Origin of the sequence: Deinococcus fonticola (genome assembly GCF_004634215.1) — a bacterium.
GTDB lineage: Bacteria > Deinococcota > Deinococci > Deinococcales > Deinococcaceae > Deinococcus > Deinococcus fonticola.
The window spans coordinates 1-25505 of sequence record NZ_SMMH01000011.1 but is presented as its reverse complement, the minus strand read 5'-3'; the positions used below and the strand labels follow the sequence as shown (position 1 = coordinate 25505).

Sequence of the window (25505 nt, the reverse complement as noted above, 5' to 3'; positions counted from 1 at the left end):
CGCCTTTCCTCACGTCATGAAGCTCTACACTGCTGGCCGATGAGTCTGGTGGTCATGGCAACGGGCGGCACGGGCGGACACATTTACCCGGCGGTCGCCACCGCAAAGGAACTGATGGCGCGGGGGCACGCGTCCCTGCTGCTGGGTCAGCGGGGCGGCATGGAGGAACGGGTCGCGGCCGAACAGGGCCTGGAATTCGTGGGTGTGGACGCCGGGAAACTGGCGCGCAGTGGGCAGGGCCTGGCTGATCCGCGTCAACTGTGGCGGGCGGCCCTGGGCGTGGTGCAGGCTCGCCGCGTGCTGGTGGGGCGCCAGCCCGGCGCGGTGGTGGGGTACGGCGGGTTTGCCAGCCTGCCGGGCATTCTGGCCGCGCAGTCGCTGGGCATTCCGACAGTGCTTCACGAGCAGAACGCCCTGCTGGGCCTTACGCAGAAACTCGCGGTAGGGCGGGCCAAAGCGGTGGGCACGTCGTATCAGGAAGTCCGGGGGCTGGATCTGCAAAAGGCCACGCTGGTCGGGATGCCGGTCCGCGAAAACCGCCTGGAACGCCGCCAGGCCTTGCAGCAACTGGGCCTGCAGGACGGCCCCCTCACGCTGCTGGTGATGGGCGGGTCGCAGGGTTCCCTGTTCCTGAATGAGAACGTCCCCGGCATCCTCGAAGGGCTTTTTCCCGGCGGGGTGCACGGCGGCCAGGCGGTTCAGGTGCTGCACCAGACCGGGCCGCGCTGGATCGAACAGGTCACGCCCAGCGTGGCGCATTTGCCGTGGTATCACGTTTCTCCCTTCGTGGACGCCGTGGCTGCGTGGTCAGCCGCCCACCTGGGGATCACGCGGGCCGGCACCAGCACCCTCGCGGAAGCGGCCTTTCACGGCGTGCCGCTGATCATGGTGCCCCTGCCCGAATCGGCCGAGAACCATCAGTTTCACAACGCGGTCAGTGTGCAGCAGGCTGGGGCCGGGTGCGTGGTCGAGCAGGCCGATGTGACCGGGAAGCTGGGGCAGGCGGTGTTAGAGTGTGTGCAGCCGGGGAACCTGGCCGCCATGCGTGAAGCCGCCCGCCGCCGCGCCCAGCCGGGTGCCGCCGCCCGCTTCGCTGACCTGATCGAACATCACCTGCGTTCCCCCACCCCCTGAGACCCATGACTGACTCCAAGACTTCCGCCGCCACTTTCTCGAGTTCACTGCCCCTCCCTCCCTTGCACTATCACCTGCTGGGCATCGGTGGCATCGGCATGAGCGCCTTCGCCCGGCTGCTGGTGGCCCGCGGCCACCGCGTCAGCGGCTGCGACGAACACCTCACCGAACTGACCGCCCAGCTTGTCCACGAGGGCATTCCCGTGGCGCAGGATCATGACGCCTCGCACATCCTGGATGAGCCGTTCGGCAAAGTGGACGTGGTCGTGGCCTCCGAAGCCGTGCCCAAAACGCACCCGGAACTGCTGGCCGCCAGGAAGATGGGCGCTGAAATTCGCCCGCGTATGGCCCTGCTGGGCGAGTTGCTGCGTGGTGGCCCCAGCGTGGGCGTCATCGGCACACACGGGAAAACCACCACCACCAGCATGATTGCCGTCGCCCTGCACGGCGCGGGCCTCGACCCGTCGGCGTTCGTGGGCGGCAAGGTGCCGGAATTCGGCGGCAGCAACGCCCGCGTGGGCAGTGGCCCGTTCGTGGCCGAGGTGGACGAATCCGACAGGAACTTCGCCGCCCTGCACTGCGACACCGCCGTGTTCACGAACGCCGAGGATGACCACGTGGGCGGCAATCAATCCACCTACTGGGCCACCGTCGAGGAGCAGCACGCGGCGTTTGCTCGCTTCGTGGGGCAGGCGAACCGCGTGCTGGCCTGCGCCGACTGGCCCGGCCTGCTGAGCCTGTGCCAGGACGCCCAGGCGACCCTCACCTACGGTCAGGCCGAGAATGCCGACTACCGCGCCACGAACCTGCGCCCCGACGAGGAGGGCACCAGCTTCACGGTGTCCCATCGGGGCCGCGTGCTGGGCGAAGGCCGCGTGGGGCTGCCGGGCGTGCATAACGTCCTGAACGGCCTCGCGGCGCTGGCTGTCGTGGATCTGTACGGCGGGGACTTCCAGCAGGGCGCCGCGGCCCTGGCGGCCTTCCGGGGGCCGGGACGCCGCTGGCAGAAAATCGGGGAGCTCAATGGCGCGCTGATCATCGACGATTACGCGCACAACGCCACCAAAGTCGCCGCCGCCGTGCAGGCCGGCCGGCAGACGGGTCGCCGCGTGCGCGTGGTGTTCCAGCCACACCGTTACCTGCGCACCCAGCAAAGCTGGCCCAAACTGGCCGACGCGCTGATGCAGGCCGACGAAGTGCTGCTGCTCGACATCGCCGCCGCGTCCGAGGCCCCTATCGAGGGCATCCACGCCACGCTGATCAGCGACCGCATGAAGGAAAACGGCCACCCCGACATCACCTATTACCCGGGCCGGGCGGCCATGCTGCGTCACCTGCGCGACACCGCCCAGCCCCGCGACCTGATCGTCACGATGGGCGCCGGGGACGTGTGGCAGGTCTCGCGCGACCTCGCCGGAGTGCCCAGATGAGTCCCGAGGCCGTGTCAGGCCTGAGCCGTACCGGAGCCCGGGTGGAGCGCTTGCCCCTCGCGCGCTATACGACGCTGGGCGTGGGCGGCGAGTCCGAAGTGTGGTTCGTCTCCACGCAGGAGCAACTCGCCGAGGCGATGGAGCAGCCGTACCGCATCCTGGGCGGCGGCAGTAACCTGGTCATTGCCGATGGTGGCGTGCCGGAGCGCGTCCTGCGCCTGAGCGGGCCGTTCGCCGAGCGTGATCTGGAGCCCGATCCACAGCTTTCGGAGGGCGCGGAAATCGTGACCGGCTGGGTGGGGGGCGGCGTTCCGTTGCCGGGGCTGGTGCGGGCCCTGCAGAAGCTGGGCCTGTCCAATCTGGAAGGTACGGTGGGCATTCCCGGTCAGGTGGGCGGCAGCGTGTGGATGAATGCCGGAACGCGCTTCGGCGAGATGTTCGGCGGTCTTCACACCATCGAGATCGCCACGCCCGGCGGGGTGAAACAGGTCACCCCGGACGACCTGAACTGGGGCTACCGCCAAAGCGGCATTCCCCGCAACCACATCGTCACCCGCGTGCGCCTGAAGCTGCGGCGCAGCACGCCCGGCGAAGTGCAGGCGAACATGGACGCCGCCGACCAGGCCCGCAAAGGCCAGCCGAAGAACAAGACGCCCGGCTGCGCGTTTAAAAATCCGACCCTCCCGGACGGGCATAAGGTCAGCGCCGGAAAACTCATCGACGAGGCCGGACTGAAAGGAACGCGCGTCGGGAACGCCATGATCGCATCCGAGCACGCGAATTTCATCGTGAACCTCGGCGGGGCCACGGCCGCGGACGTTCACGCGTTGCTGGAAGTGATCCGTGCGAGGGTGGGCGTTCCCATGGAACTGGAGTATGAACTGTGGCCTGAGCGCCCGGAACTGACCCAGGCTCCAGTGGCGGAGGCGAGGTAAAGCCATGTTCCGCCGCGCCGCCAGGCCTCTGAAACCCGAACCGGCGGACGTTCCCGTCGAGGGCCTGGATGACGAGGATTTTCCTGATCCATTCGATACGGAGTTTCTGGAACCCAGCGACGTGGCCGAGCAGATGACTGAACTCGCCAGCCAGCCTGTGCCGGAGGCCGAACTGAAACCCGTGGACGCGGCGACCCTGCCTGCCCGCTTGCGCCCGGCGTCCCGTGTGAGGCCGTGGGTGTGGTGGACGTCGGGGGGGCTGGCCCTGCTGCTGGTCGGTGGCCTGGCCAGCTGGTTCGCGCTGCCCATCCGGCAGGTGGCAGTCACAGGAAATCAGGTGCTGACCGAGGCCGAGGTCAAAAGCCTGGCGGGCCTGCGCGGCGGCGTGGGGTGGCTGTATTACGGGCGCGCTCAGGCCAGGGGGCTGCTGAAAAACCCGTGGGTGCAGTCGGCGGTGGTCACGCGCCAGTTCCCGGATTCTGTTTCGCTCCAGGTCACGGAACGCCGGCCCTTCCTGCAGATGCGCAACCGTCAGGGGCAGGCGGTGCTGGTGGCGCAGGATGGGCGGCTGCTGCCGTGGAAGAAAGGCTTTGAGAAGCTGCCGGTGGTGTCGGGCTGGGGGCCGGAGCGGCTGAATGACGCGGTGCTCGTGGCCCACGCCCTCTCGCGCTACACTGTGCAATCGGTCGGCTACACCCCATCTGGACTGACGGTGAAAACCGCGGCCGGAACCGTGTGGAGTGGCGACCTGAAATCCCTCTTGAAGTATGCTGGGAGCATCAGCATGTACCCGAATCAGAAAATCAACGTTTATCCATGGGGGGTGAGTGTTCAGTAATGCGGGACAATACCATCATCGTCGGGCTGGACATCGGCACCACCAAAATCACCACCGTCATCGGCGAGGTGTCTCCCGGCGGCGCAGTCGACATCATCGGTGAAGGCAGCGTCCCCAGTGAGGGCATGAAGCGCGGCAGCGTCGTGAACCTCGAACGCGCCACCCACGCCATCAAGCAGTCGGTGCAGGCCGCCGAACGCGTCAGCGGCGTGAAGGTCAAAAGCGTGTTCGTGTCGGTCGCCGGCAACCACGCCAAAGCCATCACCAGCCACGGCCTCGCGGCCATTCGCCGCAACCAGGAAATCAACCAGGCCGATGTCGACCGCGCCATCGAGAACGCCCGCGCCGTACCGCTCGACCCGAACCTGGAAATCCTGCACACACTTCCGCAGGAGTACGTCGTGGACGGGCAGGAAGGCATCAAGAGCGCCGTCGGCATGCACGGCGTGCGCCTGGAAGTGGACGTGCACATCGTCGCTGGCACTGCCGGCCCGCTGCTGAACCTGCGCCGCTGCGTGCAGGAAGCCGGCCTTCAGGTGGAAGGTTTCGTGCTGCACGCGCTGGCCTCGGGCCTCGCCACACTGGAAGCCGCGGAGCAGATGCAGACCACCATCGTGATCGACATGGGTGGCGGCACCACCGACATCGGTGTGTTCAAACGCGGCAACCTCGCGCACAGCGCCAGCATCCCCATCGGCGGCGAACACGTCACCGCCGACCTGGCACAGATCCTGAAAATTCCCATGGAGGAAGCCGAAAACGTCAAGAAACGTTACGGCGCGGCCCTGCCTGAGCTGGCCGATCAGGACCTGACGCTGGAGATCACCAGCGCCAACGGTGTCCTGCTCACCGTCAGCGCCTTTGAACTCTCGCGCGTCATCAAGCCCCGCGTGAACGAGATCTACGGTCTGATCCGCGACGAGATCGACCAGGCGCTTGGCCCGGTGGAGCTCGTGGCCCAGTCCGTCGTCCTGACGGGCGGCGCGGCCCAGCTGCGCGGCGCGGTCGATCTGGCGCGTGACCGCTTTCGCCTGCCCACCCGCCTGGGGCGCCCACGCGGCATCGCGGGCCTCAGCGACATCGTCAGCGGCCCTGAATTTGCCGGCAGTGTCGGTATGGTGCTGTACGGCATCGGCCAGGACGGCAAGGTGCCGCTCAGCGTGTTCAGCGGCGAGCAGAAGCAGAACAAGCCAGGGCAGAACCTTGGCGACAGCGGCGCCGGACGCCCCGTGACCGGCGCCAGCACCTCCGCTGGGGTTCCCAGTCAACCTGCTCCGCCCCCCGAAGCGGCCAAAAGCCCCCTGGTGATTATCACCACCCCCACTCCCACCGCAGAAGGCGGGAACGGTAAACCCACGCCGCCCAGTCCCAAGTCCAACCAGCCCGGCCTGGGCGACCGCCTGCGCAAGATCATGAAAGACTGGTTTTGACCGGCCCCGGTTCCTCATCTTCATGAGACGGGGTGGGGATTTGCCGCGAGGCAAAAGTCAACTCCGGGGTACGCTACACTATCCGAAGTTAAACAACGGCCCCCTGACCAGCCGTCAGGACAGAGGCCTTCTGTGAGGAGACATTGATGCAAGCGGCCAGAATTCGCGTGATCGGCTTGGGTGGGGCGGGCAACAACGCCGTCAACCGCATGATCGAATCGGGACTCGAAGGAGTCGAATTTATTGCGGCAAACACCGACGCTCAGGTGCTTGCCAAGAACCACGCCGAAGTGCGTATTCAGCTCGGTGACCGCCTGACCCGCGGCCTGGGGGCCGGGGCCAACCCGGAGGTCGGGGAGCAGTCTGCCCTGGAAGACCGTGAACGCATCAAGGAATACCTCGACGACACCGACATGCTGTTCATCACCGCCGGCATGGGCGGCGGCACCGGCACCGGCAGCAGCCCCGTCGTCGCGGAAATCGCCCGTGAAATGGGCATCCTGACCGTCGCCATCGTGACCCGCCCCTTCAAGTTCGAGGGGCCGAAACGCACGCGTGTGGCCGAGGAGTACATCACCAAGTTGCAGGAGCGCGTCGACGGCATGATTGTCGTCAATAACGAGAAACTCCTGACTGCCGTCGATAAGAAGGTGTCCTTCCGCGAGGCCTTCCTGATCGCCGACCGCGTGCTGTACTACGGCGTGAAAGGCATCAGCGACGTCATCAACGTGGAAGGCATGATCAACCTCGACTTCGCCGACGTGCGCAACCTGCTGGCCAACAGCGGCACCGTCCTGATGGGCATCGGGGCCGGGCGCGGCGACAAGATGGCCGAGGAAGCGGCCCTCAGCGCCATCCACAGCCCGCTGCTCGAACGTGGCATCGAGGGCGCGCGCCGCATCCTGGTGAACGTCACCGGCGGTTACGACATGAGCATGACCGACGCCAACGAAATCGTCGAGAAGATCCGCGAAGCCACCGGCTACGAAGACCCCGACGTCCTGTTCGGGATCACCCCCGACGAAGCCGCCGGCGACGAGGTGCGCGTCACCGTCATCGCCACCGGCTTCGGCGAAGGGGCCTTCAACGGCAGCCTGGGTGGCCTGGCCGGCTCACGCGGCGGCACCATTGAAACCATCGTCCGCCCCGTGCGCGGCAGCACCCCCAGCTACGACCCTAAAGACTACGAAATCCCCGCCTTCCTGCGTAACGGCGGATAAGAGCAGAAAACACGAGAGGGGCCGGGAGAAATTCCGGCTCCTCAGTGTTTTTCGTCGCGGCTGAACTTCCTACTCCCCACTTTCCGTTTCGGGCAGCATGATTTTCACCACCACGGCGCGGTGGTCGCTCAGCAGGTCGCGCAGGGTGCGCGTGTGCCCGGCTTTGGCGCCGCGCAGCCACACGTAGTCGATGCGGGAATGGCCGAAGAGGGCATGGTGGGTGAAGCCGAAGCCGCGTCCGGACTCGCGGAAGGCGTCGCGCAGGCCCAGCGAGCGGAGCTGATACCACACGCCGCCACGTGAGGGGGCGTTCAGGTCGCCGGCGATGATGAGGGGGTGGTCGTCGGCGCGGATGAGGCTGCCGGCCACTTTCTGGAAGTCGCGGCGAATGTCCAGCGTCAGTTGCAGGCGTTCCTGCACATTGCGGTTCTGGGCACGGTCACTGGCGGACGGCAGGAGCTTCGGTGCGGGGAGGTGCATGTTCACGATGTCGACCACCTGGCCCTGGGCCCGCACCTGCGTGACGAACACGGCGTGCGCGGAGTTCGGGAACTTGACGCTTCTGGCGCTCAGGATGGGAAATTTGCTGATGGTGACCAGTTCGTCGTAGCGGGTGACCGACCAGCCGGGAAAGGCGGCGCGCAGGCGCTGCTCGTACTCGCCGGGATCGACTTGGCGGTTCAGGGCTTCTTGCAAGGTGATGACCTGCACACCTTCACGCAGGGCCACCTGCGCGAGGCGCGCCGGGTCGGTTCCGGCAAAATTGGTGTTGAGCGTCAGCAGCGTGAGGGGCAGGCCGGCATGTTTCTGCTCGGCGCGGGGCAGAACGAACCCTGCCACGGACACCGTGAAAACCGCTGCCGCCAGGACATTCAGCAGCACCCATCCCTGCTTTCTGGCGCGTCCGGCCAGCCACGCCATGAAAAGGGGAATGGGCAGCAGCACCTGCGGCGGCACCACGTTCAGCGCGGCAGCCCACCACCAGGTTCCGGCCTGGGTGCGCGTCACCCACCACCACCCGCAGGCAACCAGGATGAACAGCAGGGACCAGAACCGAATGGGAGCAAGGCGCGGCGGACGTTTCATGCAACGGCCAAAGCGTAGCAGAAGGCCAGACCGCCAGACCCGGCGCGCCACATGAAGACCCCCGTCAGGCGGCACGGCCCTGACGCTCATGAGGGGTCATTAAGGTGCCAGCATGAAGAAGATTCTCCTGACAGCTCTGGCGTGTTGTGGTATGGCCGGGGCACAGAGCCTCAGCATTGGCCCGAACGGCGTGAGCCTCAGCACGGGCGCAAACGTCACCCTGCGCCTCGATCAGAACGGCCTGCGTGTGGGGGTGAACCAGAATGCCCCGCGTATTCCGTCCAGGCCGCAGACGCTGAACTGCGCCGGGCGGGCGGTGAAGGTCAGCGGTACGAACGGGCGCGTCCAGCTGCTGGGCCGCTGCCCCAGCGTGACCGTGACCGGCAGCGGCAACACCGTGCAGGTCGAGCAGGTGGGCCGGCTCGTCGTCACCGGCAGCCGCAACCGCGTCACCTGGCGCAAGGCCCTGAGCGGTGCCCGCCCCACCCTGCTGGTTACGGGCGCCGGCAACCAGGTGGCCGCCGGTGGGTATGTGGCGACCCGACCCGCACCGGTCACGGCGCTGCCCAGTCGCCCGGCCCCCGTGCGCACGCTGACCCCCATGCCGGTGAAACCGGTGACAACTTCCCCTCGGCCCACCGCGCCCACGACCGCTCAGCCCCTCCGCTAAAGTTCTCGCTCTATCCTGAGCGTTGATGCAAGTCGTCGCCCTGCTGCACGCCATCAACCTGGGAAAAACCCGCCGCGTTGCCATGCAGGATTTGCGCGCCAGCCTGGAACGCCTGGAACTTCAGGACGTGAGAACGCACCTGCAAAGTGGAAACGCCCTCTTCACGACCTCATGGACAGACGGGCCGGCCTTGCGTGAGGCCCTGGAAACGGAACTCCAGTCCACCTTCGGGTTTGGGATTCCCGTGACCCTGCGAACCGCCGAGGAGTGGCAGGACATCATGCGGGGCATCCCTTTTAATGCTGAGCGCGAAGAGGTGCGCGTGGCTTTTCTGAGTTGCCTCCCTGAGCCTGGGGCGGTGGCCGCGCTGCAACAGAAGAATTTCGGCGCTGAATGCTGGCAGATCCGGGGAGATCACCTGTACCAGACCGTACCGGACGGCACGAAGAACCTGAAACTGAGCCAGGCCGTGATCGAGCGGCACCTGCACTGCTCTCTGACGGTTCGGCACTGGCGCACCATGAGGGCCATTCACGCTCTGCTGGGGAAATGACCGCTGGAAGCCCACCCCCTCGCCCTCGCCGCATTGCGCTACGCTGAGCCGCATGAAACGCTTCCTTGCGCTGCTGCTCACCCTCTGCGCTGTTGCTCAGGCCACCACGGTGGCCGAGGTGAAGAAAAAAGGCGTGCTGGTGCTGGGCACCGACCCGACCTTCACGCCGTTCGAGTTCAAGGGGGCAGACGGGCAGATTCAGGGCTTCGACATTGACATTGCCCGGGCCGTGGCGAAGGATCTGGGCGTGAAGTTGGAGATCCGGGCGGTGGGGTTCGGGGCGCTGATGCCGCAGTCCGTCACGTCCGGGCGGGTGGACATGGCCGTCAGCGGAATTACCATCACCGCCGAGCGGGCGAAGATCGTGTCGTTCAGTGCGCCGTACTACCGCAGCGCGCAGGTGTTCATCGTGAAGCAGGGCAACCCCAGCCGCTTCGGCTGGCCGTGGAATTCCGCCATGAAAGGCAAGACCATCGGCGTGCAGGCGAACACCACCGGGCAGTACGTGGCGAACGACCTGCTGAAACCCAGGGGCGCAGTGATCAAGGTGTACGACGATTTCGCCGCTGGCCTTGCGGACGTGCGGGCCGGGCGCATTGCCGCCCTGATCGGGGACGCGCCCACCGTGGCCGACCTGCAAAAACGCCTGCCGGGTCAGTTCCAGCAGGCCGGCAGCGCCCTGGCCGCCGAGGACTACGGCATGGTGTTCAAAAAGAACAGCGACCTGGCTGCCGCCGCAAACAAGACCCTGGCGCGGCTGCGCTCCAGCGGCGAGTACCAGGCCCTGCTGAACAAGTGGATCGTGCAGAATTGACACTCCACACGGCTAAAGCCGTGGGATTCTTGCTTCAGCGATAGATGCCAGCTTTGGCTGGTCTTCTTCCATCTCCACAAGCGTTTCCTGGGTTTTCCCAGCCGTTTTGGTGTGTCCCACCATACGGAGTCCAGTGCTCAGGATGTTGATGGCGGCGTTGTGGTCACGGTCTAGTACCGTGCCACATCCGCAGACATGCGTTCTGGTCTTCAGCTCTTTCTTGACCGTCTGACCACACCCGGAACAAATCTGAGAGGTGTACGCAGGATTGACAGGAATAGCAATCTTCCCCATGATTTTCGCAAAGTATTCCATCCACAAGCGGAACTCTCGCCAGCTTGCATCCTGAATACTCTTGCTCAATTTCCGGTTCCGAATCATATTCCTGACCTTCAAATCTTCAAACGCCACCACATCGTTAGACATGACTACGCACCGTGCCAGTTTGACGGCATGGTCTTTACGCTGACGTTGGACTTTCAGGTGTTTCCTGCCTAACCTCGCCACTGCTTTCTTGCGATTGTTAGAGCCTTTTACCTTCCGGCTGACCTGACGCTGCAATTTCTTGAGCGACTGTTCCGCCTTCCGGTAGAAGCGTGGATTGGGTTCTTCATGTCCCTCAGAGTCCGTGTAGAACGACTTTAAGCCTACGTCTAACCCAATGGTTTTTCCACTGGGTTTGAGGTCAAACTGTCTCTCCACGTCCACGAGGAACTGAGCGTAGTAGCCGTCAGCCCGCTTCACGATTCGTAGACGCTTGATGTCTTCCTGACGGTAGAGCATCAAATCCCACTTGCCGAGCAGCTTCATGACCCCAATCTTGAATCCGTCCGTCAGTGTCAGGCGTTTGGTAGAAGCGTCGAGCTTCCAGCCACTTTGCTTGTATTCCACTGAGCGGACGTTCTTCTTGAACTTGGGGTATCCGACAGGCTTGCGGCCACAAATGTTTGTGGCCGCGCCCTTCTTGTGATTGTCGTAGAAGCGAGAAATGGACGCCCACGCACGTTCCCCCGCAGCTTGCACGGCGGTTGAGTTGAGCTTTTTGGCCCACTCGAACTCAGACCGCAGCTTCGTGGTGTGCTTGTAGATGTCGTTCTTGCCTACCTTCTCACCGTCCATCCAGTAGCGCAAACAGGCGTTGCGGACGAACTGGGCGGTACGGATGGCTTCATCCATTCCCCGCCGCTGTTCTGCCGCAGCCACCAATTTGTACTCAAGGACAATCACACCCATATCATAGACTTTTTACGCTGGACTTTCAAGCGTAAAAGCTATAACTTAAGGCGATAGACTTTAGCACCACCGTCCTGCGGGCGGCGTGGGTTCTGCAGCCCACGGTTGAAACCGTGGGCTTTCCACCCATACCCTTCTTTGTAAACCTGTCGGCCACTGGTCTGAACATCTGAAAGGCAGTGGAACCAGAAGCGTTCCAGACATGAAAGGAACCAATTGCTGCCTTTCCCTGAGAACTGGTTTTCGTTGCTCCCCGGCCAATCAGCCCACGTTTCGATTCATACGCATTGCAGCTCATCCATGAGGGTTCTTCTGTTCGCCCGGTTCGACCCTTCCCGGTGATTGCAGCACTGAGGAACCCGCTGATCACTTCCACCCGATCAGCAGCACGCTCAGCAGCGCCAGGGTCACGCCCACCCACTGAACCCCGGTCAGGCGTTCGCGCACGATGAACAGCGCCAGGATGGTCGTGATGACGATGCTCATGCTGCCCAGCACGGTCACGACGGCGTCCTCGCCGCGCCCCAGGCCCAGCGCCGTGAGCAGCACCGCGCTCATGGACAGTATCCCGGACAGCCCCGGGGCCAGCAGCGAGGTCGCCGGTACTTTTCCCAGCGAGGTCGCCTGCCGGGTGAACAGCAGGATCAGCAGGTTCAGGCTGAGGCCCACCACCCGCGTCCACCACGTTGTCAGGGTGCCCCCGATGCGGGGCGTGAGTTCGTGGCCCATCACGAAAAAGCAGGTGCCGACCACCACGGCGGACACCAGGGCCCACAGCAGGCCCTGCACCTGCCGGGGCAACGCCCGGGCTCTGGCCTGCCGCGCCGGAATAGAGACCAGCACTACCGACCCCAGGGCCAGCAGCAGGCCCAGCGTCACCCGGGCGCTCAGGTGCTCGCCCCATCCCCACGCCAGCAGGGTGGTCACGGCGCCGTAGCTGCCCATGATCGGCGCGACCACCGCCAGGTTTCCCAGTTTCGCAGCGCGGTAGAACGCCAGGTTGCCGGCCCCGCCCAGCAGGCCGGTGACCACGATCCACAACCAGTTTTCGGCTCCGGCCGGGAAAATGACCGGCTGGGTCAGCAGCACCAGCGGAAAGAGCAGGACAAGACCGATGAGCTGCGCGTAAAAGGCCGCCCGGACTGTTCCCAAGCGGCGGGTTGCCGGTTGGGCCAGGTAATCCGCGAAGCCCCACGAGAGCGCCGCTCCCAGCCCCAACCACACCCCAGTCACCCAGGGAGTCTACGCGAGGGTGTTGCCCCCCGGGAAAAGCTGCCTACCTGTGCAGCACGACGACGCTCCCGGCCATCAGGAGTAAGCCCAGCCAGGCGCCTGCGGTCAGGCGGGTGCCGTCCAGCGTGCGGCTGAGCAGCGCCGTGAGCACCAGCCCCACAGCGCCCCAGGTGGCGTAGGCGGTGGTCAGCGGCACGCTGTGCAGGGCGATTCCCAGCAGGCCGAAGGCGACCACGACCAGCAGCAGGGCCAGCACGCCGGGAACCCACTGGCGAAAGCCGTCGGAGCGCTTCAGCAGGGCGTTGGCGGCCACATCCAGCACGGCGGCCAGCACCAGCAGCAGGGGGGCCGCTTTCATGCCGCCGACTCCGGCGCTTGCGTGCCCCGGTGCAGCAAAAAGGCCCCGGCCCCCAGGCCCAGCAGCGCGGCGACTTTCAGCGGGGTCAGGGCTTCATGCAGCAGCACGAAGCCCAGCAGCGTGACCAGCGCCAGGCCCGCCGCTTCCCACACCGCGAACGCCACCGCCACGGGAATGCGCCTGAACGAGACCGAAAGCAGCACGTAAGACCCCGCGATACACAGCGCCGTGAGCAGCCAGCCCAGTGGCAACTGGCCCAGCGAAGCAAATTTCAGGCTCAATGTTCCGAACACTTCTAAACCAACAGCGAAAAGCAGCGCGAAGTAACCGCGCATGGGGCACCTTCCTTCAAAATTAAAAAGTAATCATCAAGAGTGGAGAATGACTGGACAAAAGCAGAGAAGAAAAAAGCCCTTTACGTCCAACTGCGGGAGTAAAGCCAGTCGATCACGTGCTGAACAAACTGTTTCCGATGTGCGGCGTTTCTATGCGCGGGGCGCATATTCGTTTCACCCTGTCTTCAATGAATTCCGGTGCGCGCTTGCTGTGGGCGCTTCCGTGCCGCAGTCCCTGCCCCGGCTGGGTGGACGACTGCGGCGAGTGTCCCGAGCGTAAGGAAAGCGTGTCAGTGGACGGTCAGCGTAGACTGAAGGCCGCATGAATGACCTTCTCACCGGATTTGCCACGGTTTTTTCCGGCGAGTACCCGAAGCTGCTGATTCAGGGCCTGGGGTTGACGTTGGCGGTGAGCCTGTGCGCCCTGCTGGTGTCGGTGGTGATCGGCACGTTGCTGGGCCTGGTGCGCGTCTTTCGCGTGCCGCTGCTGGGGGTGCTGGGCAACGTTTACGTGGAGGTGGTGCGCGGCATTCCCCTGATCGTGCTGCTCAGCGTCATCTACTTCGGGTTGCCGGCCCTGGGCCTCACGCTGGAAGGCTTTCCGGCGGCGGTGCTGGCGCTGGGCCTGTACTCTGCCGCGTACACCTCCGAGATCGTACGCGGCGGCCTGACCAGCGTTCCGGCCGGGCAGGTCGAGGCGGCCCGCAGCCTGGGCCTCTCGCGGCGGCAGGCCATCCGGCACGTGATCCTGCCGCAGGCCTGGCGCGTGGCGCTGCCCGCCCTGGGCAACGAATTCGTGAGCCTGATCCTGGGCAGCAGCCTGGCGAGCGCCGTGACCTTGCAGGAACTGTTCAGTCAGGGGCGCTACATCACCAACGCGACCTACCGCCAGTTCGAGGTCTACGCCGTACTGGCCGCCGTGTACTTCCTGCTGACCTTTCTGCTGACGCGCCTGATCCGGGCGCTGGAACACCGCTACAGCAAAGGCCAGCAACTCCCGGAACGCCGGGTCATTTAAGAGGATTGGTACGCCAGCGGGGGACGGTATCTGGCCGGACGTAGAAGGAGAACGAAACAAATGGGGGGCTGATCATTGCTCATCCAGCACAGCGGGCCCCCGGTTTCCCGGAGGCCCGCTGTACTTTGGGTTCTCAGCCTTGCCGGCTGGCCCACGCCTGCACCGCCGCGTGCTGGTAAGCGGCCAGGCCTTCCCTGACCTTATCGATGTTGCGGGTAAAGCGCGGGTCGTTCACCCACATGCTGGACACGCCCCTGAGCATTTCCGGGCTGCAATCGTAGAACCAGCGGTGAAAGTAAGCGCGGTGCGCCTCGGCCACTTGCGCTGCCTGGGGGTTGTCGGCGGGAACGCCCGCTTCCATCAGCGCCACGTACTTTGCGTTTAATTCTGCGCCCTCCTGCTTCAGGCGTTCCAGATCGGCGGGCGAGTAGCTTTTCAGGCGCTGGGCGCTCTGCCGGTACGCTTCGGTGTCGCCCCAGCGTTCCCTCACTTCGTCCTCGTACTGGGTATGGTCGAACCCGCCAAACAGTTCCTGCATTTCTTCCTTGTTCATGCTCCTGGCTCCTTCGCCGGTGCGGCCGGCGTTCAGTAAGGAAGTGACGGCCCGCAGTCTGGCCTGCGCCTGGCTGATCTGCTCCTGCAAAAGCGCCGCCTGCAACGCCAGCGCCGCTTGTTCCTCGGCGGCGTCGGCGCTGAGCAGCCGCATGATCTCCGAGAGCGCAAACCCCAGGTCGCGGTAAGTCAGGATGCGGTACAACCGCGTCACGTCCGCCGGCGTGTACAGGCGGTAATTGGCCTCACTGCGCTCCGACGGCACCAGCAGCCCGATGTCGTCGTAGTGATGCAGCGTGCGAATGCTCAGGCGCGTCCATTCCGCCACCTCGCCCACCGTCCAGGGCGCTTCACCTGCGCTGGTCATCTCGTCACCTCCTGCCAGAGAGTGTGAGGCCTCACGCGGCGTCAGGGTCAAGGGCCACCCTCTGGCGGACGGCAGGGCAGAATATGGGCATGTCTGCCAGAACCACTCACGTGCGCCCGTTCAAGGTTTTCTTCGGGCAGGCCACGCAGAAGTACGGGAGGTTCAGCCACGAAGCGCACGTGTACGTAGCCTGGCTCATGCTGCAGGATGCGCCCGCGCTGCTGGCCCTGGCGGAATTCCGGCGCGGCTTGCGGCAGATCGCGCAGGCCAGCGGTAAGGCCGACAAGTACCATGAAACCCTGACCGTCGCCTGGTTCCTGCTGGTACTGGAACGCCGGCGGGCAGGGGAGACGTGGGAGGAGTTCATTGCCCGCCACCCCGATCTCCTGAACGCCGGACTGGTGCAGGAATTTTATGCCTTCGACGTGATGCGCGACGAACGCGCCAGACGGGAATTTATTGCCCCGCAGTGAGATTTGTGCGTCCTGGCGATAGTTCGGCCCGTCTGGCATGATGCGCGAAATCACGTTAAATCCCGTTGCACTCAGCGAGGCCTGAAGGCAACGAAAAAAGAAGATGAGTGATTTTCTGGTGCTCCGAGCGGACATGAGTGAAAACACAGGTCTGCACGGCCCGCTATGAATTCGCCCTCAACCTCGTCTCAAATGTTGTTCCCGCCGTCCACCAGAATCTCCTGCCCGGTGATGTAGGCGGCCTCACGGGTGGCCAGGAAGGCGATGGCGGCGGCGACTTCCTCCGGCTGACCGAAGCGCTGGGCGGGAATGTTCTTCTTGATGGTCTCGGCCTCGTCAGGCTTGTACAGGTTCTGGAGGCGTTCGGTGGCGGTCAGGCCGGGCGCCACCGTGTTGCAGGTCACCCCGTCGCGCGCCACTTCCATCGCCAGCGTTTTCAGGTGGTTCGTCACGGCGGCGCGCATGGCGTTGCTGACGGGCAGCATCAACACCGGGTTTTGCACCGACTGGCTGGTAATGGCGATAATCCGGCCCCAGCCCCGCTCGCGCATCCCCGGCAGCGCGGCGTCCGCGAGGCGCACCGCACTCATGAACGTCGTCTGAAAGCCTTTTTCCCAGCCGTCCTCGGAGACCTGACTGGGCAGGCTGGGCGGCGGGCCACCCGCGTTGATGATCAGGATGTCCAGCGGCCCCACCTGCGCCATGAGCCGCTCGATCTCCTCGGGCCTGCTCACGTCGGCCACCAGGCCGCGCGCCCCGAGCTGCTGGGCCGCCGCCTGCACATTCGCTTCACTGCGCGAGGCCACCGTCACCTCGGCCCCCAGTTCGCGCAGTTGCCGCGCCGCCGCCAGCCCGATGCCCCTGGTGCCCCCCGTGACCAGCGCGCGCTTTCCATCCAGTCTGAACAAGGTCATGACGTGAACGTAGCAGAAAGGCAGCGTGGCGTGGCCCCTGTGGTTGACGGAGCGGAAGGCGGGTCGTGAAAAACATGCTTGAGGCGGTGTTCCCTTGGTTGCTGGGCATCTTGCCCACTCGCCTTGTGCCCGTCATCCTCTGCCCTTCCTGACCCGGCAGGCCGCGTAAACCGATATGCTGACACCCGTATGACGGTCATCCTGGGCATCGACATTGGCGGCAGTGGCATCAAGGGCGCTCCGGTGGACACGGCGACCGGACAACTGCTGGCGGAACGCTGGCGCATTCCCACGCCGGAAGGCGCGAAACCTGCCGACGTGACCCGCGTCGTGAAGGAACTGGTGGAGCACTTCCAGCACGGCGGCCCGGTGGGCATCACCTTTCCGGGCATCGTGCAGCACGGCGTGACCCTCAGCGCCGCGAACGTCGACCAGGGCTGGATCGGGCTGGACGCCGACCGGCTGTTCACGGACGCCACCGGCTGCGACGTTCACCTGATCAACGACGCGGACGCCGCCGGGCTGGCCGAGGCGAAATTCGGGGCGGGGGTGGGCGTTCCCGGCGTGGTCATGGTGCTGACCTTCGGCACCGGCATCGGCAGCGCCCTCATCAACGACGGGGTGCTGGTGCCGAACACCGAACTGGGTCACCTGTGGCTGCGCGACAAGCACGCCGAAAGCTGGGCCTCGGACCGCGCCCGCGAAAACGACGACCTGAACTGGAAGCAGTGGAGTAAACGCGCGGTCACGTACCTGCAACACCTGGAACTGCTGTTCAGCCCGAACCTGTTCATCATCGGCGGCGGCATCAGCAAGAAAGCCGACCGGTGGCGCGACCTGGTGACCCTGGAACGCAGTCAGGTGGTGCCCGCCGCGCTGCTGAACGACGCCGGAATTGTCGGCGCGGCGCTGTACGCCGAACTGGAAGCCGGCAGGGAAAAACCCCCGCGCCCCGCCAGCGTGAAAGCGCAGCACGTCGAGCAGTCGGCCACCCGGAAAACCGGAACGAAAAAAGCCGCCCCGGCGAAGAAGGCCACGAAAGCGCCCGCGAAGAAAAGCAAATGACCTGGAGCATTTGACAAAAGAACGCATTGATTTTGGCCGGGCAGACTGGCACAGCTCGCAGAGAGCGAGTGAATTCAGACGAGCAGAACGAAGAATGGAGCGCTCTGAGATGCCCTTCCACAGCGCGCGGAATTCGGAGAACTGCTCTAACATCACGGGCATGACCGCCCGTGACCTGAACCTGCCCCGCCTGCTGACCTGTGACGTGCTGTACACGGGCATGGGCGGGGCGCAGTCGCCCGGCGGGGTGGTGCTGATGCGCGACATCATTGCCGCGACGGGCCATCCTGACGAACTGAAACGCAACTACCCCCACGCCGTGGTGGAACACGTAGGCGGAATCATCGCGCCGCCGCCCGTGAACGCGCACACCCACCTGGACATGAGCGCCTACGAATTTACGGCCCTGCCTTACTTCCGCTGGATTCCCGAAGTGGTGGTGGGCCAGCGCGAGAAACGTGGCGTGCCTGGCGCACTGGCCGGGGCAGACGAACTCGTGCGCCTGAAGGTAGGAGGCGTGGGCGACATCGTGTTCGCGCCGGACGTGATGGACGCCCTGCTGGAACGCCATGACCTGCAAGGGGTGCTGTACTTCGAGCTGTTCGCCCCGAAAGTCGAGATGGCTGACGCGGCCTTCACGCGCCTGCGGGAACTGATGGCCGGCTGGCGCAGAAAGGCGCGCCCGGACGGCCTGCGCCTGGGCATTACGCCGCACACGCCATTCACCGTCAGTCACCGCCTCATGCGACTGACCGCCGAGTACGCCGCCAGCGAGGGCCTGCCCATGCAAATCCACGTGGCCGAGCACCCCACTGAACTTGAGCTGTTCCAGACGGGCGCCGGGCCGCTCTGGGACAGTCGGCTGAGAGCCTTCACGCCCGACACCTTTGCCGAGATTATCGGACGGCCTCCTGAACCTGACCTGACGCCCGTGCGTTACCTGGATGAATTGGGTGTCCTGAACGCCACGCCCACCCTGATTCACATGGTGAACGTCACCCCGGACGACATCGGGCGCGTGGCCCGCGCCGGGTGCGCCGTCGTCACCTGCCCGCGCAGCAACCATCACCTGGAATGCGGCACCTTCAAATGGGCGCAGTTCGCTGCCGCAGGCGTGGAAATTGCCCTTGGAACCGACTCGGTCGCCAGTGGCGAATCCCTGGACATCCGCGAGGAAATCAGCTTTGCCCGCACCCTGTACCCCAACCTCGACCCGCGCCTGCTGGTGCGCTCGGCGGTGAAAGGCGGTCACCGCGTCCTCGGCACCCGCGCTCCCTTCATCCGCCGGGGGGAACGCTGGACTGACCGTTACGTGTGGTGACTTTACACCAGCTATCTGATACACTCTTTCGGTTCATGGCTACGCACCCGACGTGGCCGAGGAGAAAACAATGCAAAAAGACCTGCACCCTAAAGCTGTTCCCTGCAAAATTATCTACCAGGGCAAAGTCGTGATGGAAACCCTCAGCACCAAACCCGAAATCCACGTGGACGTGTGGAGCGGCGTGCACCCCTTCTGGACGGGCGAAGAACGCTTCGTGGACACCGAAGGCCGCGTGGACAAGTTCAACAAGCGCTTCGGCGACAGCTACCGCACCAAGAAGAAGTAAACCCGCAACGACTCGAACCGCCCCAACCTTCCTGGCGGGGCGGTTTGACTTTTATAGAAAGTGCCTGATGGGCAGGTCGGGAGAATTCCCCTAAGGCGTAGAAACTTGCTAGAAGCGCATTCTCGACACCAGTGACGTCCAGCCCATCAACTCAACTGAAGTTCTTCTCAAGGTTGTCTGGGCCGCGTTGGCTCGTCTTCCCCCGCCAGAATGACGGACGCGCCCGGCAACTCCACACTCCGCACAGACACCACGACACTCGACAAGACCGCCAGCAACACCAGACCGATACGGACAGGGCCTTTCCACGACATAAGCACTCCAGCGCCTGAACCCACAAAAGACGTCCAGGACGGTGTTAAACGTCTGATTTCGTTTCGTTCAACGCGCTCAGAGTGAAGGCCGACCCCGACACGGCCTGTCGTTTTCAAACCCCAGGCGACACCGCAACGCGAACCTCCGCGCCCTTGCGATCCACACGCGGATAACCGACCAGGCGGCTGCAACCCGTCCCAGTGCGGCTCTGCACGAAATGGAAAGCCCCCACTCGTTCTGGTGGGGGTTGCCGTCTGCCTTCACCTGGGCAGCGTTGAGGCTTGTGAGGGTTCAGCTTAAGGGGCTCGTGTCAAATGGGCATCAGTCGAATGGCGGATGTTCCCGTCTACCCGCGCATCAGGAAGTGTTCGATGATGGCGTGGTGATCCTCGAAGAACAGTTCGGGCTGGGCGAGGGCTTCACTTAGGGGCATCCAGAGGGCTTCGGCAGCGTCACTGGCGGCGCGCAGGCCAGGAAGCTGGCCTATGCCCAGGTCGAAATGGAAAGCGTGCGTGACGGTGCGTCCGCGCTGGCTGCGGTCCGGGTAGTCGAAGACAGCCCGCGCTTTCAGGTGGCTGGGCAGGTTCACGGCTTCGCTGAGGCCGGTTTCTTCGTGGATTTCGCGGATACAGGAGTCCAGCAGGGTGGTGTGCTGTTCCAGAAACCCGCCGGGCATGGCGAGGCGGCCCCGTCCGGGCAGTCCGGCGCGGCGCACCAGCAGGACGTGTCCGCTGCGGGTGACCACGGCGTCGGTGGTCACGAAGATGGGCGGGAAGGGCGCGTCCTTCCAGGCGGCCTTGTACTTTTTCAGGTACTCGTATTCTTCTTTCAGTTGCGTGTAATCGCTCGTCTGGTGAAAGCGCTGCAAGAAGGTGTGTACGGCGGGCGGCACCATGCCCTGCACGTCTTCCAGGCGGTCTTCGAAGTACGCTCTGCGCACGTCGGTGGCGCTCAGGGGACTGACCACGTGGGTAGGAATGAATTCCCAGGCGGGGAATGATCGCAGGTAGTAGCTGCTTTCGTCTTTGATGTGGCCGATCAGGGCGATGTCGCTGCTGCCGTGCGTGTAGGCCTGCACGCCGCGCTGCACTTCGGAGAGCCACAGGCTTTCGTTGTAGAAGTAGTCGCGCACGTGAACGAAGAGGAGGCGGCTTTTGGGGATGCCGGTTTCGCCCAGCATGCCGGTAATAATCTCCTGGCGTTCTTCGGCGGTGAAGGGGTTCTTGGTGTTGCGGGCGGCGCGGGCCGAGCCGATCACGACGATAAGTTTCTGCACGCTCTGGAGGGCTTCTTGCATCACCAGCAGGTGGGCCATGTGTGGGGGCTCAAAGCGGCCTATGTAAACGCCGAAGGTGCGCTTGCGGGTGCGGGTGGCCGGCGGAGCCGTCTCGTGAGGCGCAGTCATTCCTCATGATGCTTCGACTTCATCATGAGTTAGATGAGCAAGACTGACTTGGGAAGGGCTGTGACACAATTTGGGTATGGCAGACGGGTTCGGCGGCAAACGGCAGGTGGCCCTCATTGCGCACGACAAGAAGAAGCTGGAACTGGCGATGTTCTCCCTGTCCCACCGGGACGTGCTGGCACAGTTTCATCTGGTGGCTACGGGCACCACTGGCGGCATCTTGCAGAAACAGACCGGCCTCAGCGTCGAGCGCGTGCTGTCCGGCCCGCTCGGGGGTGACCAGCAGATCGGCGCCCGCATCGCCGAGGAAAAGGTGCTGGCGGTATTCTTCTTCCGTGATCCCCTCACCGCGCAGCCGCACGAACCGGACGTGTCGGCCCTGGTCAGGTTGTGTGACGTGCACGACATCGCGCTGGCCACCAACCCCGCCACCGCTGGGGCCCTGGTGCAGTGGCTGGCCACGCAGATCCAGTCGTCCTCGCCAGGCAGCGCCCCTCAATGAACAGTGACCCTCAATAAACACTGGCTCCGTGCGAGACGCTGCACGGGGCCAGCCTGAGGGAATTTGAGTGCAGTCAATCAGCGCAGTGACGCGGCGGTCACGGTCTTCACGGTGGTAATTTCGGAGACGCCTTTGCTGTTCAGGGTCACGATATAGACGCGGGAGCGCTCGTGTTCACCACGGTCATCGAAGGCCACCGGGCCACTGATCGTCGTGCAAATCGGCAAGTCGCTGCGGCATCCGTCCAGCTTCACCTGCCGCACGGCGCTGCTCACCTGGGCGCGGGTGGGCATTTTCCCCTGCTCCAGCAGTGTCTTGATGGCCTCCAGCAGAACGACGGTGGAATCGTAGGCGTAAGCGGAGACGCCGCTGGCCTGCTCCTTGTATGCCGCCTGGTACAGCCGGATATACTGCCGGCCCGTCATCGGATCGATGGGGCCAAACCCCGTGGAGTACACCACGCCCGCCGCGGCGCTGCCGGCCCGCTCCACGAAACTTGGGGAGTCCAGGCCGTCGCCGCCCATGAACACGGCCTTGACCCCGGCTCCGCGCAGCGCCTTGACGAGTTGCGAGCCGTTGTCGTCGGTGCCGCCGTAGTACACCACGTCTGGACTGGCCGCCTTGATGGCCTTCACCGCGCTGCTGACCTGCTGCGCGTTCGAGGCCCCCATATATCCGCTGAGGGTCAGGTTGTTTTTCTTCAGGTTGACCTGCACGGTCTTGCTCAGGCCGTTGCCGTACGCGGTGTTGTCCGACACGATAAACACTTTTCGGGCCTTCAGTTCTTCCAGCATGTACTTCACGGCGGCCACCGCCTGCGCACTGTCCGGGGCGACCAGCCGGCTGAAGTTGTTCCAGCCGTTCTCGGAGAGGCCGGTGTTGGTGCTCGCCGGTGAAATCAGGGCCAGACTGGAGGGGGCCAACGCGCCGCCCAGCACGTTGGTAACGCTGGAATTCAGGGCGCCCACCACACCCAGCAGGCTCGGGTCATCCATCATTCTCTTCGCCAGGGGCGCGGCGTTGCTGGCCGTCGCCTGGTCGTCCAGTGCCACGAGTTCCAGGTCGTAGCCCAGGGCCCTGAAAGCCCGCTGCTGCTGCTGTACCGCCAGCTCGGCCCCGCGCTTCACCTCGCTGCCGATGGGCGCCAGGCTACCAGACAGGGGACTGACACTGGCGATGCGAATCGTGGCGGCCTGCGCCATCGACAGGACGAGGGTTGCAGTAAGGGCGGCCAGTCGCAACGGGCCTGCATTCCAGTTCCTAGACACGACGCACTGTAACCACGCTCCTCTAACAGAATTCTCAATTCCGGCAAGTTCAACAGCGCATATTCAGGTCTGCTGAAATTTTCCCCTCCCGTGAAGCCCCTGATGGGCTCCTGGAATTGCGCCAGCGCCGGGTAAAGGCTGATGTGAATAGACATGGCTTTGCAGGTGAACCAGAAAGGGAAAAGGCCGTGCGGGGATGTCCCTGCACGGCCCTTAGCCCTGAGTTTTAAACGTCTTCGCTGCCGGTGTCCATGCGCACCACGCGCGGGCGAAACTCGGCCACGACGTCCACCAGGTCGCTCTGGCGGGCGATGACGTCCTGAATGCGTTTGTACGCCTGCGGCGCCTCGTCGATGCCGCCGCCGATCAGGGTGACGCCGCGCTGCTTCAGGTACGCCTGAACCTCTTTTTTGTTGAGGGTGTTGGCCGCCGCCTTGCGCCCGAGTTGACGACCCGCGCCGTGGCTGGCGCTGGCCAGGGCTTCTGCATTTCCGCGCCCGCGCACCAGGTAACCGGGGTCGGCCATACTGCCGGGAATCAGGCCCAGTTGCCCCGCTTCGGCAGGTGTGGCGCCCTTGCGGTGCACGATCAGTTCCTGACCGTTCACCAGCTGTTTCCAGGCCAGGTTGTGGCTGTTGCGCGCCTGGGCCAGTGGCATGACCTTCAGGGCGCGGCCCAGGCGGGCGTGAATCAGTTCGTGGTTCGCCAGCGCGTAGCGGCCTGCCAGGTCCATGGCTTCCCAGTAGGCCGCGCCGTCCTCGCCGTCCAGCGGTAACCACGCCAGTTTCTGTGCGGCCCTGTCCAGGTTCGGGTGGAGTTTTTGCGCCACGCCAGTGAAGTGGCCCGCCACCTGCGCTCCGAAGCCGCGCGAGCCGCTGTGCGACAGGATCGCAAGGTACTCGCCGGCCTCCAGGCCCACGTCCGCCCGGGGCATCGTCAGTGTGCCGAACTCCACGAAGTGGTTGCCGCTGCCGCTGCTGCCGATCTGTGTGGCGGCCTTGTCGAACAGGTGCCGCAGGATGTTCTGAGAGTGCCAGGTGCCCTCGTGCAAGACCTCGTGGTCGTCGCGTTCGCGTTTCTCGAAGGCCACGCCCGCGCCGAAACGCGTGTGCTTCAGCAGCAGGCTTTTCGCCTCGTCCACGCTCAGGTCGGTTGCTTTCACGGGCAGCACGCTCAGCATCATGCTGCATCCGATATCCACGCCCACCCCGTAAGGAATCACGGCGTTCTCGGTGGCCAGCACGCCGCCAATCGGCAGGCCGTACCCCACGTGCGCGTCGGGCATCAGCGCCCCGTCCCGGCTGATCGGCAGGCGCATCGCCACGTCCATCTGGGCGCGGGCACCCGGCTCGATCAAGTCTTCGCCCCACACCCGGTAGGGCAGGGGAGAAGCGTGCAGGGCCGCACCTCTTTTCGCCTCGGTTTGCGCGTGCTGTTCCAGCAGGTGCGCCGCCAGCTCGGCGTAGACGCCGCCCGCCGCATAGGCCTGCGGGTTGGCCTGCACGCTTTTCAACTCGGCCAGCACCTCGCTTCTGCCCGCGCCGGCACCCTCGCGCACGTTCGCCGCCGCCAGCGCCAGGCCAATGGCCTTGTTCTCAAACCCCAATTTTGTGATGTGCTTCCCGTTCATTTCTACACTCCAGTTCAGGCGGGAAGTCACCCTGACTTCCTACCTGTGAAAAAAAGCTCTGGGCCTTCGATCCTCGTCTGTGTCCTGAATATCGCGTTTCATGCCCACCTCCAGGTAAACGTAACGATCATGCCCGCCACATGCCGCTGGCCACATCCGCCAATTGGCGCAGTCGACTTCCATCGGAACAGCAGATAAAAAATCCCCGCACTGGGCGGGGTTTGTTCTGGTGGGTCGTGTAGGAATCGAACCTACAACCCGCTGATTAAGAGTCAGCCAGGGTTATGGATTCTATTGCCTCATACTATACCACAGAAGTCCATAGTGTGCGCTGCCATCGAAACTTTTTCTTATCGAATCCTTTAGCTTCGTGCTCTCATGTTCTCTGGTGTGTCGCTGGGTTTTGGACACGTTTTGGACAATATTTGACAGCCATCTCCGAGTTTGGGTAACATTGAAGACAGGAATGAAGGTGTGCAGTCCCTCACCAGAGTTGTTTCGAGCTTCATCCCCCAGCAGAAGGGACTGTATTACACACCCGCACTTGCAGGTACTGTGCTCAACGCCTGCATTTATAGGATATCCCTCGTGGATATCGCTCTCCACCCAGAGGGCATAAAGATAACCGATTACCGACATTCCTAACAGCAAAACGATTCAGTTCAGGCAATCGTGCGCTGGAAAGTATGTCGGTGTCGGTAATTAGGCCGTGGTAGGAATCAGATTCTGTTTTCCGTCCGGTTTCTCGAATGTGCGCTGGGCTGTTCCAGTCAGTTGACAACTCACGTCACCATAGACACCGTCATTTATCCAGCCTTAGTCAGCCCAACGTGGCTGCTCTTACAGCAGGAGAAAAAATGACAGTACCAAGAAAAGAATGGATGCGCGTGAGCGAGGTCATCAAGCACTTTGGCCTTCCACGGCAGCGGGTGTATGAGGCTATCAAGAGCGGCGAATTGCCCGCCGCCGACATCGGCACCACCAAGCGTCCTAGTACAGCGTTCTAGAAATTATAATACTTAGCCTATGGGACGCCCAATTCAGTATGCGGTCGTGCTGAGTGCTGAGCAGGAGCAGTACTTGAAGAGCCTCACGTCAAAAGGAAGCGGCAAGGCGC

Annotated in this window: 26 protein-coding genes; 16 read left to right on the top strand and 10 right to left on the bottom strand. The window is 64.1% G+C overall.

The window, feature by feature from the left end:
* The first annotated feature begins 39 nt into the window (after nt 1-39).
* From murG to ftsZ, 6 genes are all read left to right on the top strand, one after another.
* Complete coding sequence (murG, locus tag E5Z01_RS08135) at nt 40-1134, top strand: undecaprenyldiphospho-muramoylpentapeptide beta-N-acetylglucosaminyltransferase (RefSeq protein WP_135228909.1); 1095 nt, start codon at nt 40-42, stop codon at nt 1132-1134.
* Nucleotides 1135-1139: 5 nt separating this feature from the next.
* The gene (gene murC / locus E5Z01_RS08130) at nt 1140-2564 is read left to right on the top strand and encodes a UDP-N-acetylmuramate--L-alanine ligase (protein WP_135228908.1); all 1425 of its coding nucleotides are present in this window, start codon (nt 1140-1142) and stop codon (nt 2562-2564) included.
* The gene (locus E5Z01_RS08125; RefSeq protein ID WP_167757827.1) at nt 2561-3499 is read left to right on the top strand and encodes a UDP-N-acetylmuramate dehydrogenase; all 939 of its coding nucleotides are present in this window, start codon (nt 2561-2563) and stop codon (nt 3497-3499) included. The genes murC and E5Z01_RS08125 overlap by 4 nt, the downstream gene beginning before the upstream one ends.
* Before the next feature lie 4 nt (nt 3500-3503).
* A complete protein-coding gene (locus E5Z01_RS08120) occupies nt 3504-4337 on the top strand; it encodes a cell division protein FtsQ/DivIB (protein ID WP_240738241.1) in 834 nt (277 codons plus the stop codon).
* A complete protein-coding gene (gene ftsA, locus E5Z01_RS08115; RefSeq protein ID WP_135228907.1) occupies nt 4337-5767 on the top strand; it encodes a cell division protein FtsA in 1431 nt (476 codons plus the stop codon). Before E5Z01_RS08120 ends, ftsA begins: the two co-directional genes overlap by 1 nt.
* Nucleotides 5768-5913: 146 nt before the next feature.
* A complete protein-coding gene (gene ftsZ, locus E5Z01_RS08110; RefSeq protein ID WP_119764948.1) occupies nt 5914-6987 on the top strand; it encodes a cell division protein FtsZ in 1074 nt (357 codons plus the stop codon).
* Nucleotides 6988-7056: 69 nt separating this feature from the next.
* Here the strand turns inward: ftsZ and E5Z01_RS08105 are convergent, their stop codons facing one another.
* Nucleotides 7057-8073, bottom strand: coding sequence for an endonuclease/exonuclease/phosphatase family protein (locus E5Z01_RS08105; RefSeq protein ID WP_167757826.1), 1017 nt, complete (start codon nt 8071-8073; stop codon nt 7057-7059).
* Between the two features lie 112 nt (nt 8074-8185).
* Here E5Z01_RS08105 and E5Z01_RS08100 point away from each other — a divergent pair, with 112 nt between their 5' ends.
* From E5Z01_RS08100 to E5Z01_RS08090, 3 genes are read left to right on the top strand one after another with little or no spacing between them, the layout of a single operon-like run.
* On the top strand, nt 8186-8743 hold the full coding sequence (locus tag E5Z01_RS08100) for a DUF3060 domain-containing protein (protein WP_135228905.1): 558 nt from the start codon (nt 8186-8188) through the stop codon (nt 8741-8743).
* Nucleotides 8744-8768: 25 nt separating this feature from the next.
* Complete coding sequence (locus E5Z01_RS08095) at nt 8769-9296, top strand: DUF1697 domain-containing protein (protein WP_135228904.1); 528 nt, start codon at nt 8769-8771, stop codon at nt 9294-9296.
* 52 nt (nt 9297-9348) lie between these two features.
* On the top strand, nt 9349-10110 hold the full coding sequence (locus E5Z01_RS08090) for an ABC transporter substrate-binding protein (protein WP_135228903.1): 762 nt from the start codon (nt 9349-9351) through the stop codon (nt 10108-10110).
* A 12-nt stretch (nt 10111-10122) separates the two neighbouring features.
* Here E5Z01_RS08090 and E5Z01_RS08085 read toward each other — a convergent pair whose 3' ends face one another.
* The 4 genes from E5Z01_RS08085 to E5Z01_RS08070 form a co-directional block, all read right to left on the bottom strand.
* Nucleotides 10123-11337 carry an RNA-guided endonuclease InsQ/TnpB family protein gene (locus E5Z01_RS08085; protein WP_135228902.1) on the bottom strand — a complete coding sequence of 405 codons (1215 nt, stop codon included), beginning with the start codon at nt 11335-11337 and terminating at the stop codon, nt 10123-10125.
* A gap of 372 nt (nt 11338-11709) precedes the next feature.
* A complete protein-coding gene (locus tag E5Z01_RS08080) occupies nt 11710-12576 on the bottom strand; it encodes a DMT family transporter (protein ID WP_135228901.1) in 867 nt (288 codons plus the stop codon).
* A 43-nt stretch (nt 12577-12619) separates the two neighbouring features.
* Nucleotides 12620-12934: a DMT family transporter gene (locus E5Z01_RS08075; RefSeq protein ID WP_135228900.1), complete on the bottom strand. Its 315-nt coding sequence runs from the start codon at nt 12932-12934 to the stop codon at nt 12620-12622.
* Nucleotides 12931-13269, bottom strand: coding sequence for a DMT family transporter (locus E5Z01_RS08070; RefSeq protein WP_135228899.1), 339 nt, complete (start codon nt 13267-13269; stop codon nt 12931-12933). The genes E5Z01_RS08075 and E5Z01_RS08070 overlap by 4 nt, the downstream gene beginning before the upstream one ends.
* Nucleotides 13270-13591: 322 nt before the next feature.
* On the opposite strand from E5Z01_RS08070, the gene E5Z01_RS08065 reads away from it, so the two are divergent.
* Nucleotides 13592-14287 (top strand): amino acid ABC transporter permease, encoded by a 696-nt coding sequence (locus E5Z01_RS08065; RefSeq protein ID WP_135228898.1) that lies wholly within the window; start codon nt 13592-13594, stop codon nt 14285-14287.
* A gap of 133 nt (nt 14288-14420) precedes the next feature.
* Here E5Z01_RS08065 and E5Z01_RS08060 read toward each other — a convergent pair whose 3' ends face one another.
* Complete coding sequence (locus E5Z01_RS08060) at nt 14421-15206, bottom strand: MerR family transcriptional regulator (protein WP_135228897.1); 786 nt, start codon at nt 15204-15206, stop codon at nt 14421-14423.
* 89 nt (nt 15207-15295) lie between these two features.
* Between E5Z01_RS08060 and E5Z01_RS08055 the strand changes: the two genes are divergently transcribed.
* Nucleotides 15296-15679: a hypothetical protein gene (locus E5Z01_RS08055; protein WP_135228896.1), complete on the top strand. Its 384-nt coding sequence runs from the start codon at nt 15296-15298 to the stop codon at nt 15677-15679.
* 188 nt (nt 15680-15867) lie between these two features.
* Here the strand turns inward: E5Z01_RS08055 and E5Z01_RS08050 are convergent, their stop codons facing one another.
* Nucleotides 15868-16593 (bottom strand): SDR family oxidoreductase, encoded by a 726-nt coding sequence (locus E5Z01_RS08050; RefSeq protein ID WP_135228895.1) that lies wholly within the window; start codon nt 16591-16593, stop codon nt 15868-15870.
* A gap of 189 nt (nt 16594-16782) precedes the next feature.
* On the opposite strand from E5Z01_RS08050, the gene ppgK reads away from it, so the two are divergent.
* The 3 genes from ppgK (at nt 16783) to rpmE (ending at nt 19268) form a co-directional block, all read left to right on the top strand.
* Nucleotides 16783-17658, top strand: a complete 876-nt coding sequence (gene ppgK, locus E5Z01_RS08045) for a polyphosphate--glucose phosphotransferase (RefSeq protein WP_135228894.1) — start codon at nt 16783-16785, stop codon at nt 17656-17658.
* Nucleotides 17659-17818: 160 nt separating this feature from the next.
* The gene (locus E5Z01_RS08035) at nt 17819-18979 is read left to right on the top strand and encodes an amidohydrolase family protein (protein ID WP_119764974.1); all 1161 of its coding nucleotides are present in this window, start codon (nt 17819-17821) and stop codon (nt 18977-18979) included.
* Nucleotides 18980-19049: 70 nt separating this feature from the next.
* Complete coding sequence (gene rpmE / locus E5Z01_RS08030; protein WP_119764976.1) at nt 19050-19268, top strand: 50S ribosomal protein L31; 219 nt, start codon at nt 19050-19052, stop codon at nt 19266-19268.
* Nucleotides 19269-19929: 661 nt separating this feature from the next.
* On the opposite strand, the gene E5Z01_RS08025 is transcribed toward rpmE, so the two are convergent.
* A complete protein-coding gene (locus tag E5Z01_RS08025) occupies nt 19930-20988 on the bottom strand; it encodes a bifunctional nicotinamide-nucleotide adenylyltransferase/Nudix hydroxylase (protein WP_135228893.1) in 1059 nt (352 codons plus the stop codon).
* 76 nt (nt 20989-21064) lie between these two features.
* Here E5Z01_RS08025 and E5Z01_RS08020 point away from each other — a divergent pair, with 76 nt between their 5' ends.
* The gene (locus tag E5Z01_RS08020) at nt 21065-21490 is read left to right on the top strand and encodes a methylglyoxal synthase (RefSeq protein ID WP_135228892.1); all 426 of its coding nucleotides are present in this window, start codon (nt 21065-21067) and stop codon (nt 21488-21490) included.
* A gap of 77 nt (nt 21491-21567) precedes the next feature.
* On the opposite strand, the gene E5Z01_RS08015 is transcribed toward E5Z01_RS08020, so the two are convergent.
* Complete coding sequence (locus tag E5Z01_RS08015; RefSeq protein WP_240738240.1) at nt 21568-22731, bottom strand: branched-chain amino acid ABC transporter substrate-binding protein; 1164 nt, start codon at nt 22729-22731, stop codon at nt 21568-21570.
* Nucleotides 22732-22984: 253 nt separating this feature from the next.
* Entirely contained in the window at nt 22985-24388 is a 1404-nt protein-coding gene (locus tag E5Z01_RS08010; protein ID WP_135228891.1) for an RtcB family protein, read from the bottom strand.
* An 857-nt stretch (nt 24389-25245) separates the two neighbouring features.
* On the opposite strand from E5Z01_RS08010, the gene E5Z01_RS08000 reads away from it, so the two are divergent.
* On the top strand, nt 25246-25395 hold the full coding sequence (locus E5Z01_RS08000) for a helix-turn-helix domain-containing protein (protein WP_135228890.1): 150 nt from the start codon (nt 25246-25248) through the stop codon (nt 25393-25395).
* Nucleotides 25396-25505: the final 110 nt, after the last annotated feature.